Genomic DNA, 12,089 nt, shown 5'->3' on the forward strand with positions numbered 1-12,089 from the left:
CTCCTGTCACCCGTCGAGGAAAGAGTGAGCGATGGGAACAGTATCGCAGTTTCAAGACCGCATCAGGCCGCCGGCACGCCGCATCGAAAACGAAGAGGAGGCGGTATCTACGGCTCGCAACCTCGCCGACACATTCCGTCGACAGGCAAGCGAGCGCGATATCAACCGCATCCTGCCTTTTGCCGAGCTCGACGCGCTGTCGGTCTCGGGTTTGACGGCAATCTCTGTTCCGCCCGAACATGAAGGGCTCGACGTGCCGAACGCCCTGCTGGCCGAAATCATCGCGATCATTGCCGAGGCCGACGCCTCGATCGGCGAGACCATGGAAAATCACTTTTCCGTCCTGGAAACCCTCCGCACCCAGGCGCCCGAGGATCTGAAGGCATCGCTGTTTACCCGTGTGCTGCTCGGCGACCGCTTCGCTGGCGCAACCGTTGCCGACGGCAGCGAGCTGTCGCCCGAAGGATCGGGGTACCGCCTGAGCGGACGGATGCGGCAGGCGCCCGGTATTCTCTACGCCGATTGGATTGCCGCTGACCTCACACTTCCGCCCGGCCGCCCTGTGACGCTTTACTTCAGCCGCAACAGCGAGGACGTGCAGGTGGTCGATGATTGGGACGGTTTCGGTCAGCGCACCAATGGGTCGGCAACGACGATCGCCGGCGCAGTGCATGTTGATGCCGGCACAATCGCGCCGGCCCCCTCGTCCGCATATTCGACGGGCATTTCGCTCGGCCTGCTGCTTAAGGCGGGCGTGGGCCTCGGCATCGCGCGAGCCGCATGGGCCGACCTGATGACAGCCATTGGCGATCGCACCGTCTTCCCCTCCCGGCTCGGCGAACACGCTGTCGGCATCGAAATCACGGCGGCAGCTCTGGAGCGGGCGGGCCGCAAACTCGATATTGCCCAGGTCAATCCTGTAGAGGCGGCGATGGCGGATGCCTATTTTTCTGCCTCGGCGGCCGCAATAACTGCCGGGGAAACGGCCCTTAGCGCCGCAAATGCGCTGTTCGAACTTGCGGGCGAAGCGTCAACCGGCATCGGCCTCAATCTTGACCGCCATTGGCGCAATGCACGTATCCACGCGCTGTCGCTGCCGCGCGATCGATTGCTGCACCGCGCCGGCGACCATATGTCAAGGTGAGCGCTGAACGATCACAGCATGACGCCCTGTGAGTAACGCAGACCACATGAAACGAAGCGTCTCAGCTGGCGGCGGAGATCGGCAGTTCATCCCCGGTGTCTTCAATGCGGCCACCGGCGGCGACGAATTGGTCGAGAGTCATATTGTCCAGAATGGCGGCGATCGCGTCCCGAACATCGGTCATCGAACGCCGCACTTGGCAGGTTTCCGGGTCGGCGCAGTCGTCGCACGCCTCGTAAGCCGTGCGGCTGGCGCAACGGATCGGCGCGAGCGGACCATCGAGCGTGCGGATGACATGGCCGATACGGATCTCGGATGCCGGCCGCGAGAGAGAATACCCGCCGCCGGGGCCTTTCTTTGAACGCAGGATACCGACATTGCGCAGTTCGAGCAGGATCGTGTCGAGAAACTTCTTCGGAATATTGTTCCGCGCTGCGACGTCATTGATGAAGGCGGTCTCGCCCGGCGCCAGACGCGCCAGATCGACCAGGGCCTTGAGGCCGTATTTTCCCTTCTTCGTCAGCATCGTCGTCGCCTTTTGGAAACCGAAATATTTGCCCGTCAATAGCAGCCAAATAACGTCGAAATCGTGAAGATACAACAAAATAGCTAATATTTATAGCTTGTATCGGCAACGTCCGCGGTCGGCTCTTTGCGGCAGCTTCGATCAAATTGTCTTCAGCATGCCGCCATCGACGAAATAGGTCGATCCGATACAATAGCTCGCCCGCTCCGAACTCAGAAAGACGAAGACATTCGCCAGTTCTTCCGGTGTGCCGAAGCGTTTGGAGGCGGCATGTTCATTGGCAACGCTCTGCAGGTAGCCTTCCCAGTTTCCGCCGCTTTCGGCCGTCAGCTGCTTGGCGGTCTTGATCCAGTCGGGCGTCAGGATCAAGCCGGCGTTGATGCAGTTGACGCGGATATTGTCCTGGATGAGCTCGGTCGAGAGTGTCTTCGAAAACATCATCAGCGCCGATTTGCTGACATTGTAGATCGGCTCGTACCAGAGCGGCTGGACGGCGCAGATCGAGGCATTGTGCAGGATCACCCCGCCGCCGCGTTTCTTCATCTGCGGTGCGATGCCGCGCGCAAGCCTGACGGCGGCCATCACATGCAGGTCCCAATAGGCCTGCCATTTCTCATCAGGCGCCTCCATGACGGTCTCGTTCGATCCGGTGCCGGCATTGTTGATGAGGATATCGGCGCCTCCCTTTTCGGCAGCCGCCGCAATGATCGCCTCGGTTCCCTCAACCGTCGCCACATCTGCGGCGACAGCGACGGCGCTGACGCCGAATTTCTCGGCGATGCGGACGGCTTCCGCCTCCAGCCGTTCGCCGCCACGCGCCGCCAGAACGAGGTCTGCGCCCTCAGCCGCCAGCCCTTCGGCGATCGCGAGTCCGATGCCGACCGACGCGCCTGTTATGACGGCGACCTTTCCCTTCAATCCCAGATCCATACCTTCCTCCCGAGCGGCCAGCGATCCCGGCCCTAGATTAGGGGATGAGTGTTCCGCCAATGAATCCGGGCGTCAAGCACCCAAACGCCTCTTGCGGCAGGCTCCGTTCTGTCGCAGCCTGCATCCGCACCGGGAGGAATTTTCATGCGACGTTATTCGGCCTGCATAGAATGGCTGTTTGCCGAAGAGGGCGACAGCTTTGCCGACCGCATCCGCCGCGCCCATGCCGGCGGCCTGACGGCGATCGAATTCTGGCGCTGGACCGACAAGGATCTGGATGCGATCGAGACAGCGCTGAAGGAAACCGGCCTTGCCGTCACCAGCCTCGTAGCCGAGCCGATGATCGCACTGACCGATGCCGCCAACCGGCAGGCCTGGCTGGCGGGCCTTGCGGAATCCGTCGCAGTCGCCAAACGCCTCGGCGCGCCGGTGCTGATCGCCCAGGCCGGCGACCATCTCGCCGGCTTCAGCCGTGATGAACAGCGCGTGGCCCTCACCGACACCCTGAAATCAGGCGCCGATATCCTGGAAGGGAGCGGCGTGCGGCTCGGCGCAGAACCTCTCAACATCCGTATCGACCATATCGGCTACTTCCTCGATTCGACCCGCGAAGGCCTCGACATCGTCGATGACGTCGGCCGCCCCGAGATCGGTATCGTCTACGACATCTACCATTCCGCCGTGATGGACGAACGCACCGAAGACGTGCTGGACGGCCGCCTCGACCGTGTTTTCCACGTCCATGTCGCCGATCATCCCGGCCGCAACGAACCGGGCTCCGGCGGCATCGACCTCGCCCATCGCCTCAACTGGATCTTCGCCAACGGCTATGACGGCGCCGTCGGCCTTGAATACCGGCCAACGAGGGCCGGCGCGGGCGCGGTCAAAGCCGCGATCGCCTCGCTAAACGGCTAGGAGCCGGTGCCTTCTGCGAAAGCCTCAAGCTCCGGGTCGAATTCGACCTCGACGACATTGTTGAAGACAGCGGTCGCCAGCATGATGCCGGCGAAGGCGACGAGATCGACGAGCGCCTTGGTTTCGTAGCGTTCTTTCAGCCTTTCCCAGAGCTCGGCCGGAACGGCGTTTGAATCGGCGACAACAGCCCTGCCGAAGGCATCGAGCAGCGCCTCCGCTTCGGAAAATTCCATAGCATCGGGATCAAACCCCTTGTTGATCAGCGCCCTGCGAAAGAAGGTGATGGCAATCTACGATTTCGCCGCCTTCGAGATCGCATGCGAGAAGATCCAGATCTCGCGGTCGCTGATGACAGGATCGAGCTCGGCCCGCAGCGTAAACCATTCGGCATAGATGCGATGGGCGACCGGCGAATGGAGGAGCGTCCGCTTCATGTTGGTCATGCGTCCGCGCAGTCTGATTTCTTCATCATGCGCCGCGCGAACCTCAGGCGAAGCGGTGTCGTAATCGATCTGCGGGAGGTGGCTCATCGGCTCCGCTCTTTCTGCTGCTTCAAGGTAAATCCGCTTGGCCGTCGCGGTAGTCCCGCCTAGACTGATTCAATCAAGGCGGAGGCTAGGCATGAGCGGCGACCACCAGCATTCTCACATCGACTGGCGCGAACACGGCGTCAAGGTCATTCCCGGCAATTCGCTCGACCCGAACACCGCGCAGACCCCGGGCATGAACCGCGCGACCGCGATCAACCATGCCCGTGCCGGCGCAGAGAAAATCTGGGCCGGCACGGTGACGATCCATGCCAATGCGAAAACCGGAGCCCACCATCACGGCGATCTCGAAAGCATCATCTACGTCGTCAAGGGCAAGGCCCGCATGCGCTGGGGCGAGCATCTGGAATATACCGCCGAAGCCGGCCCCGGCGACTTCATCTATGTTCCGCCCTATGTGCCGCACCAGGAGATCAATGCCAGCCGCGACGAGACGCTGGAATGCGTGCTCGTTCGCTCAGGCCAGGAACCGGTCGTCGTCAACTTAGATATCGAACCGGTCGAGAAACCGGAAGACGTCGCCTGGATCGATCCCATCCACCGCTGACGCCGCTCAGGCGTGAACGGCACCGGCGCTGTTCACCGCCGGGTTTTCGATGATCCGGCCGGTATCGGCGGCATAGAGGTGGATCGCATTGTGATCGATCGCGATACCGATCGGATCCCCCGATTTCACGGTCACGGCCTCGGTCAGCGCCACGGCAAAGGGCAGCCCGTCGAAATCGGCATGAACGACGCGGCTTGCGCCGAGCTCTTCGATGAAATCGGCCGTTGCCACCAATGCGCCGGGCGCATCCGGGGCCACCAACCGGGCCGCCTCGGCGCGCATGCCGAGCACGACGCGTTTGCCCTTCAGCGGCGTGGCGCGTTCGCGCGGCAGCGCGAGCTTGCGGCTCTGGTCGTAGACGAAGACGCCCTCGTCGTTGATCGTGCCTTCGAGAAGGTTCATCGCCGGCGTGCCGACAAAACCGGCGACGAAGCGCGAGACCGGATGATGATAGACCTCTTCCGGCGTGCCGACCTGCTCCACCCTGCCGCCGTTCATCACCACCAGCCGGTCGGCCAGCGTCATCGCCTCGGTCTGGTCATGGGTGACGAAGATAGAGGTGGCGCCGAGACGGCGGTGAAGGCGGCGGATCTCGGCGCGCATGGCGATGCGCAGCTTGGCGTCGAGATTCGACAGCGGCTCATCGAAGAGGAACACCTTCGGTTCGCGGATCATCGCGCGCCCCATGGCGACGCGCTGGCGCTGGCCGCCGGAAAGCGCGGCCGGGCGGCGGTCGAGGAAAGGTTCGAGGCTGAGCGCCTTGGCGACCTCGGCGATGCGCCGATTGCGCTCCGCCTTCGCAACGCCCGCAACCTTCAAGGCATAGCCGATATTCTCGGCGACGGTCATATGCGGATAGAGCGCGTAGTTCTGGAATACCATGGCGCAGCCGCGTTCGCGCGGCTCGAGCTGGTTGACGACGCGGCCGTCGATGGCGATTTCACCGCCGCTGATTTCCTCCAGTCCGGCGAGCATGCGCAGCAGCGTGGACTTGCCGCAGCCGGACGGACCGAGGATGACGATAAATTCGCCGGACTGGATCTCCAGATCGACGCCATGAACGACAGGATGTTTGCCGTAGCTCTTCTTCACATCACGGATCGAGATCGGTGCCACAGGACTGTTCCTTCACTTCTCGGTGGAGATGAGGCCGCGCACGAACCAGCGCTGCATCAGGATGACGAGCAGCAACGGCGGCGACATGATGATAAGTGTACCGGCCATGGCGACGTTCCAGTCAGGCAGGCCGAATTCGGACGGGATAAGGGTCTTCAGCTGCGTCACCGCAATGCCGAAATTCGGATCGGTGGTGACGAGCAGCGGCCAGAGATACTGGTTCCAGGCCCAGACGAACATGATGGTGAAAAGCGCGATCATATTCGACCGCGACAACGGCAGCAGTATATCGACGAAAAAACGGACAGCGCCGGCGCCGTCCATCTTTGTTGCCTCAGCGAGCTCGTCGGGGACGGTCAGATAGAACTGGCGATAGAGGAAGGTACCGGTGGCGGTGGCCACAAGCGGCGCCACGAGACCGGTATAGGAATTCAACAGCCCCCATTTGAGCTTGATCTGAATGCCCGACACCCAGGCGACGAGCGCGGTAATGCCGGTGACGTCGAGGATTGCCTGGAACGGCTGCAGCGCGTTGGCCGCAATCGAATAGGTCGGCACGATGCGGACTTCGAGCGGCAGCATCAGCGTGATGAAGATGATCCAGAAGATCAGATGCCGGCCGCGGAAGCGGAAGTAAACGATCGAGAAGGCGGCCATGGCGGACAGGATCACCTTGCCGGCGGCGACCGCGGTCGCAAAGATGATGCTGTGAACCAGCTTGTTGCCGAGATCGGCGCGGACCCAAGCAGCTTGTGCATTTTCCCAGAAATGCGAACCCGGAGTGAGCGGCAGCGGCACCCGATTGACCGTCTCCAGATCGAGCGTCGATGCGATGATGACGATGACGAAAGGCAGAAGTGCGATCACCATGCCGAGCGCCAGAAGCGTATAACAGACGAAATTGAATATCGGCGTGCGTTCGATCATGTCAGCGGCCTCACTTGTAGTGCACGCGCCGCTCGATGAAGCGGAACTGGAAGACAGTGAGAAGGACGACGAGCGCCATGAGGATGATCGACTGGGCGGCGGCGCCCGAATAATCGAGCCCCCTGAAGCCGTCGAAATAGATCTTGTAGACCATCAGTTCCGTCGCCCGGGCCGGACCGCCCTGCGTCATGACGTCGACGATGCCGAAGGAATCCTGGAAGCTTTCGGTGATGTTGATCACGAGCAGGAAAAATAAGGTCGGCGTCAGCAGCGGCAGCTGGAGGTCCCACATGCGGCGCAGCGGCCCGGAGCCGTCCATGGCGGCCGCTTCGATCAGCGAACGCGGGATGCCCTGAAGCGCTGAAAGGAAGAAGATGAAATTATAGCCGATATATTTCCACGAAAAAGCGATGATGACGGCGATCATCGCGTCCTTGCCGTCGAGCGCCGGGTTCCAGAGGCCGGGCCAGACGTGATTGATAACGGAGAGAAGGCCGGCCTCCGGCGCCAGGATGAAGCGGAAGGCGAGACCGAGAGCGGGAGCAGCGATCGCATAGGGCCAGATAAAGACCGACCGATAGATTTTATGGCCGCGCAGTTCACGATCGGTCAAAAGCGCCAGGACGAGCGCAAACCCCATGGAAATGATCGTCGAGCTAAAGGCGAAAACCATGCTGCGGCTGATCGAATCCCAATAGATCGGGTCGCTGAGCAATTGCTTGAAATTGTCGAAGCCGACCCAGGCATTGCCGCCGCCCCATGGCTGCTCGAGCGTGAACGCCCAATAAAGCGCCTGCGCGCTCGGCCAATAGAAGAAGACGAAGATCAGCAGCAGCATCGGAAACGCGAAGAGCAATCCGATCGTCGTCGAGGAGAAAGTGACGCGCTTTTCCATGGGTGATCGTTTTCGACCTGGTCTGGTTTAAGCACGGGCGGCGAGTTCGCCTCCGCAGCCCCGGCATGAATGTACAAGGATGCCTCCGGTCCGCAAGGCAGGCCGGGGGCGGCGCATATCGGACGCTCAGGGAAGCTGAACGTTCTTGTAGGTCTGCTGGAAGCGGCGCAGCAGCTGGTTGCCGCGATCGGCAGCGCCGTCGAGCGAAGCCTGGACGTCGGCATTGTTGACGAAGATTGCCTGCAGGCCGTTGGCGATCTCGGTGCGGACCTGCAGCAGGCCGCCGAGGCGAATGCCGTGCGGAGCCGTATCGTCAGCCGGCGATGCGGTCAGGCTCTGGATGGCGAGCTCGCGGCCGGCATAGGGCGCCTTCTCGTAGAAGCCCTGCTTCTTCAGATATTCGAAGCCGGAGTTGCGAACCGGGATATAGCCGGTGACGGTCGACCAGGTCAGCGCTTCTTCCGGCTTGGCGATGAAGTTGAAGAAGGCAGCGGCAGCCTTGTATTCGGCATCGGTATGCCCCTTCAAGACCCAGAGCGAAGCGCCGCCGACGAAGGAACTGTGACGGGTTGCATTGCCATAGGTCGGGAGCATTGCCACGCCCCAGTTCATGCCCTGCTTGGCGGTACGGCCGATATTGCCATGGTCGCCAACGGAGGTCAGGATGACCTGGCAGTCGCCGGCAGCAAAGGCTTCGACGAAGGTCTGGCCGACGGCCTTGTTCTTGATGATGGCGAGCTTGTTGTCGTACCAGGACTTGAGGTCCTTGATGTAGCTGACGAGAAGCGGGTTCTTGTTGAACACCAGCTCGGCGTCGAGGCCTTCGAAACCGTTCTTCTTCGTCGCGATCGCTTCGCCGTTGACGGCTTCGAACTGCTCGATGTACTGCCAGACTTCGTTGTTGGAGATATCAAAGCCGAGCGGGCAGGCGTAGCCGGCCTCCTTCAGGGCCTTGAAATCTTCACCGGCTTCCTGCCAGGTGGCTGGAGCATGGTCCTTGCCGATCTTGGCGAAGGCGTCCTTGTTCCAATAGAGCAGAGCGGTCGACGAGTTGAAGGGGAAGGAGTACATCTCGCCCTTCGACGTCGCATAGTAGTTTGCGATACCGGAGAAGTAGTCTTTCCAGTCGACCGTATAGCCCATGTCGGTCATCAGCTGGTTTGCCGGGTAGAAGGCGCCGGAAAGCATGATGTCGAGCGTGCCGGCGTCGGAAACCTGGGCAATGGTCGGCTGCTTGCCGGCGCGGAAGGCGGCAATCGTGTTCTGCAGGGAAGCGTCATAGCTGCCTTGGCTGGTGCAGACGACTTCATAATCGGCCTGCGACTGGTTGAAGCGATCGCACTGTTCCTGGACACGCTTTGCGATGTCACCGGAATTGCCGAACCAGAAGTCAATCTTGGTCTTTTCGGCGGCGGCAGCGGGCCCGGCAAGAAACGCTGCGGCGAGAAGGGCGCCAACGGCGCCGAGAAGCTTGGCTTGCATGAGAACCTCCAACGTAGAAAAGGGCGCGCTTTAAGCGCACGCCCATTTAGCTGGTTCAAATTGCCGCTGCCAATGAATATTACATGACATGAAACCTTCGAATTCTAGTTGTCACAAAAATGACATGCAATCGCTATTCGAAACACCATGAGAAGTATTTAGAGAATATTTGAGCCATCCTTAAACATATTGTCAGATGTATGCGTATATATTCGAATAACCGTCATTTTTAAGAGTCTGCAATGTTTTGCTTATATTGCTGCAAGGCATCCCTATTCGCGCGACCGAAGACAACTAAACTTGCGAAAAACATTCGCATTTTTATCGTTGCACTGCTGTGCAACGTCCGGTTTCAGCCCGAAAATCACAGAGAATCCTTCAAAATTGCAGCAAAGCGCGGATCGAATGCACGGCTGATCGGGCCGGCGGCCGCCCCGAGCGCCACCGACCAGGGATCGGCCATGCCGGGCTGCAGCCGTGGCAGCATCCGGCCGCGCCTCTCGGCGATCGAAGGCAGCAGCGGGCCGATCGCTGCAATCAGCCTGTTCACCAGCGCTTCCGGTGCGCTGCCGCAGAGGATCACCGTCTGCGGATCGAAGACAGTCTCGATGAGATGGATGCTCCAGCGCAGGTCCGCCGCCGCCGCCTCGATCCAGGCCTCGAAGCTTGGATCCCCGCTGGAGGCAAGCTCGTTGATGCGCGCATGGAGATCGGGATCGGCCGGATCGGCCGATAGGTGCTGGTAGAGCGAGGCGAGCGAGGCGCGATGTTCGAGCGGCGTCGTTTTGCCGTCGGCAAACAGCAGCGCCATGCCGATCTCGCCGGCATTGCCGTTGGCGCCCCGATAGAGCTCGCCATTCAGGATCAGGCCGGCGCCGATGCCGTAGCCGACGAACAGACAGACGGCATGGTCGATGCCGTGGGCGGCTCCCACCATGCGCTCGGCGGTCGCAGCCGCTGCCGCATCGTTCTGAAGGCTGACATCGAGGCCGGTGCCGTCGCTCAGCGTTTCCAGGAGCGGAAACTTCTGCCAAGCCTCCATCATCCAGGAATCGTCGCCGCTGCCTTCCATGCCGAACGGGCCAGGCATTGCGGCGCCGAGGCCGACCAGCCGTTTTTCCGACTGCTGGACGATACCGGCAAGCCTGGAACGCACACCGGCGACGAGATCGAGAATGACCTTCGTTCCCGTCGCCGGACCTCCGGGCGGCAGTCCGGCTTCTGCGCGTACGAGAACGCTGCCGACGAGATCGACGGCGATCGCCCGCGTCACGTGCCGGTCGATCTGCAGGCCGATCGCGAAAGCGCCTTCGGGCACCAGGCCGTAGGGCGTCGAGGGCTGGCCTCTGCCCTTGCGCACAGCCTCCTGCGAACCGACGAGACCATCGCGCTCGAGCTCCTCGATGATATTCGACACCGTCTGCTTGGTCAGCCGCGTCGCCCGCGCCAGATCGGCGCGTGAGAGCGCACCATTGATCCTCAACGCATCGATCATCACGCGCCTGTTATGCGCGCTGGTGCCTTCGTGATTGGTGCCGCTCTTGGCTCGGATCGGCCTGATGTCGCTCATGTGTCAATTGCCTCTTGACTCCAGTAGAATGTTGGCGAAGTAATAAGTCAAGACATTTGACTTAATAGGGACCGGAGAGTTCCAGGGAACGCGGGAGGCCGCGAAGGGCATCCAAAGACGCTCCGAGATGATGACCCGGCACGCTTTTTCACGCGTGCCTTCTCGAAAATCGATGGCGGCGAAACCGCCCTCGGTCATGCGTAAATTTCAAAAACTGGAGGCTGCAATGCTGAAATCTCTCAATAAGACGCTTCTGGGTGCGGCCTTGATCGGCGCATCCTTTGCTCCGCATGCTTTCGCCGAAACGACGCTGAATGCACTTTTCATGGCGCAGGCCGCTTACAGCGAGGCCGACGTGCGCGCCATGACCGATGCCTTCGTCAAGGCGAACCCGGATATCAAGGTCAATCTCGAATTCGTCCCCTATGAAGGCCTGCACGATAAGACGGTGCTGGCCCAGGGTTCCGGCGGCGGTTACGACGTCGTCCTCTTCGACGTCATCTGGCCGGCCGAATACGCCACCAACAAGGTGCTGGTCGACGTCTCCTCCCGCATCACCGACGAGATGAAGAAAGGCGTGCTGCCGGGCGCCTGGACCACCGTGCAGTATGACGGCAAATATTACGGCATGCCGTGGATCCTCGATACCAAATATCTGTTCTACAACAAGGAGATCCTGGAGAAGGCCGGCATCAAGGCGCCACCCAAGACCTGGGACGAACTGGCCGAACAGGCAAAGACCATCAAGGACAAGGGTCTGCTCTCCACGCCGATCGCCTGGAGCTGGTCGCAGGCCGAAGCCGCCATCTGCGACTACACCACGCTCGTCAGCGCCTATGGCGGCGACTTCCTGAAGGACGGCAAGCCGGCCTTCCAGACGGGGGGCGGTCTCGATGCGCTAAAATACATGGTCGCGAGCTATACGTCAGGCCTAACCAATCCGAACTCCAAGGAATTCCTAGAAGAGGACGTCCGCAAGGTTTTCCAGAACGGCGATGCCGCCTTCGCGCTGAACTGGACCTACATGTACAACATGGCCAACGACCCGAAGGACAGCAAGGTCGCTGGTAAGGTCGGCGTCGTGCCGGCGCCAGGCGTTGCCGGCAAAAGCGAAGCTTCGGCCGTCAACGGCTCGATGGGCCTTGGCATCACCTCCGCCAGCCAGCATCCCGATGAGGCCTGGAAGTACATTACCTTCATGACCTCGCAGGCCACGCAGAATGCCTATGCCAAGCTCAGCCTGCCGATCTGGGCATCCTCCTATGAGGACCCTGCCGTCACCAAGGGGCAGGAAGAGCTGATCGCCGCCGCCAAGATCGGCCTCGCCGCCATGTATCCGCGCCCGACGACGCCGAAATATCAAGAGCTGTCGACCGCGCTGCAGCAGGCGATCCAGGAATCGCTGCTCGGCCAGTCCACCCCCGAGGACGCGCTTAAATCGGCCGCCGAAAACAGCGGTCTCTGAGCCCAGCATGAACATCCGGGCGGC

The 12,089-nt window shown here is 61.2% G+C and carries 11 protein-coding genes and 1 pseudogene; 4 read left to right on the forward strand and 8 right to left on the reverse strand.

Annotated features, from left to right (window positions below; translation table 11 throughout):
• Positions 1 to 31: 31 nt before the first annotated feature.
• Positions 32 to 1,144: a monooxygenase gene (locus tag NXC14_RS17600; RefSeq protein WP_085779225.1), complete on the forward strand. Its 1,113-nt coding sequence runs from the start codon at positions 32 to 34 to the stop codon at positions 1,142 to 1,144.
• A 61-nt stretch (positions 1,145 to 1,205) separates the two neighbouring features.
• On the opposite strand, the gene NXC14_RS17605 is transcribed toward NXC14_RS17600, so the two are convergent.
• Entirely contained in the window at positions 1,206 to 1,670 is a 465-nt protein-coding gene (locus NXC14_RS17605; RefSeq protein ID WP_085780172.1) for an Rrf2 family transcriptional regulator, read from the reverse strand.
• Positions 1,671 to 1,811: 141 nt separating this feature from the next.
• Complete coding sequence (locus NXC14_RS17610; protein ID WP_085779226.1) at positions 1,812 to 2,600, reverse strand: SDR family oxidoreductase; 789 nt, start codon at positions 2,598 to 2,600, stop codon at positions 1,812 to 1,814.
• 144 nt (positions 2,601 to 2,744) lie between these two features.
• Here NXC14_RS17610 and NXC14_RS17615 point away from each other — a divergent pair, with 144 nt between their 5' ends.
• Positions 2,745 to 3,515, forward strand: a complete 771-nt coding sequence (locus tag NXC14_RS17615) for a TIM barrel protein (RefSeq protein WP_085779227.1) — start codon at positions 2,745 to 2,747, stop codon at positions 3,513 to 3,515.
• Here NXC14_RS17615 and NXC14_RS17620 read toward each other — a convergent pair.
• Positions 3,512 to 4,045 (reverse strand): annotated as a pseudogene (locus tag NXC14_RS17620) (hypothetical protein). The gene NXC14_RS17615 and the pseudogene NXC14_RS17620 overlap by 4 nt on opposite strands.
• A gap of 91 nt (positions 4,046 to 4,136) precedes the next feature.
• On the opposite strand from NXC14_RS17620, the gene NXC14_RS17625 reads away from it, so the two are divergent.
• Positions 4,137 to 4,610, forward strand: a complete 474-nt coding sequence (locus NXC14_RS17625) for a cupin domain-containing protein (RefSeq protein ID WP_085779228.1) — start codon at positions 4,137 to 4,139, stop codon at positions 4,608 to 4,610.
• Between the two features lie 6 nt (positions 4,611 to 4,616).
• Here the strand turns inward: NXC14_RS17625 and NXC14_RS17630 are convergent, their stop codons facing one another.
• The 5 genes from NXC14_RS17630 to NXC14_RS17650 form a co-directional block, all read right to left on the reverse strand.
• On the reverse strand, positions 4,617 to 5,726 hold the full coding sequence (locus NXC14_RS17630; protein WP_085779229.1) for a sn-glycerol-3-phosphate import ATP-binding protein UgpC: 1,110 nt from the start codon (positions 5,724 to 5,726) through the stop codon (positions 4,617 to 4,619).
• A gap of 12 nt (positions 5,727 to 5,738) precedes the next feature.
• A complete protein-coding gene (locus NXC14_RS17635) occupies positions 5,739 to 6,653 on the reverse strand; it encodes an ABC transporter permease subunit (RefSeq protein ID WP_085779230.1) in 915 nt (304 codons plus the stop codon).
• 10 nt (positions 6,654 to 6,663) lie between these two features.
• Positions 6,664 to 7,548 carry a sugar ABC transporter permease gene (locus NXC14_RS17640; protein ID WP_085779231.1) on the reverse strand — a complete coding sequence of 295 codons (885 nt, stop codon included), beginning with the start codon at positions 7,546 to 7,548 and terminating at the stop codon, positions 6,664 to 6,666.
• 126 nt (positions 7,549 to 7,674) lie between these two features.
• Entirely contained in the window at positions 7,675 to 9,030 is a 1,356-nt protein-coding gene (locus NXC14_RS17645; protein ID WP_085779232.1) for an extracellular solute-binding protein, read from the reverse strand.
• Positions 9,031 to 9,394: 364 nt separating this feature from the next.
• A complete protein-coding gene (locus NXC14_RS17650; RefSeq protein ID WP_085779233.1) occupies positions 9,395 to 10,600 on the reverse strand; it encodes an ROK family transcriptional regulator in 1,206 nt (401 codons plus the stop codon).
• A 226-nt stretch (positions 10,601 to 10,826) separates the two neighbouring features.
• Here NXC14_RS17650 and NXC14_RS17660 point away from each other — a divergent pair, with 226 nt between their 5' ends.
• On the forward strand, positions 10,827 to 12,065 hold the full coding sequence (locus NXC14_RS17660; RefSeq protein ID WP_085780173.1) for an extracellular solute-binding protein: 1,239 nt from the start codon (positions 10,827 to 10,829) through the stop codon (positions 12,063 to 12,065).
• Positions 12,066 to 12,089 lie beyond the last annotated feature (24 nt).

Origin of the sequence: Rhizobium sp. NXC14, from assembly GCF_002117485.1 — a bacterium.
In the GTDB taxonomy this organism is placed as follows: domain Bacteria; phylum Pseudomonadota; class Alphaproteobacteria; order Rhizobiales; family Rhizobiaceae; genus Rhizobium.

Excerpts from the sequence above, each read along its gene's own strand:
- NXC14_RS17640 (WP_085779231.1), bottom strand. The coding sequence starts at position 7,548 with ATGGAAAAGCGCGTCACTTTCTCCTCGACGACGATCGGATTGCTCTTC.
- NXC14_RS17625 (WP_085779228.1), top strand. The coding sequence starts at position 4,137 with ATGAGCGGCGACCACCAGCATTCTCACATCGACTGGCGCGAACACGGC.
- NXC14_RS17660 (WP_085780173.1), top strand. The coding sequence starts at position 10,827 with ATGCTGAAATCTCTCAATAAGACGCTTCTGGGTGCGGCCTTGATCGGC.
- NXC14_RS17645 (WP_085779232.1), bottom strand. The coding sequence starts at position 9,030 with ATGCAAGCCAAGCTTCTCGGCGCCGTTGGCGCCCTTCTCGCCGCAGCG.
- NXC14_RS17635 (WP_085779230.1), bottom strand. The coding sequence starts at position 6,653 with ATGATCGAACGCACGCCGATATTCAATTTCGTCTGTTATACGCTTCTG.
- NXC14_RS17610 (WP_085779226.1), bottom strand. The coding sequence starts at position 2,600 with ATGGATCTGGGATTGAAGGGAAAGGTCGCCGTCATAACAGGCGCGTCG.
- NXC14_RS17650 (WP_085779233.1), bottom strand. The coding sequence starts at position 10,600 with ATGAGCGACATCAGGCCGATCCGAGCCAAGAGCGGCACCAATCACGAA.
- NXC14_RS17600 (WP_085779225.1), top strand. The coding sequence starts at position 32 with ATGGGAACAGTATCGCAGTTTCAAGACCGCATCAGGCCGCCGGCACGC.
- NXC14_RS17605 (WP_085780172.1), bottom strand. The coding sequence starts at position 1,670 with ATGCTGACGAAGAAGGGAAAATACGGCCTCAAGGCCCTGGTCGATCTG.
- NXC14_RS17615 (WP_085779227.1), top strand. The coding sequence starts at position 2,745 with ATGCGACGTTATTCGGCCTGCATAGAATGGCTGTTTGCCGAAGAGGGC.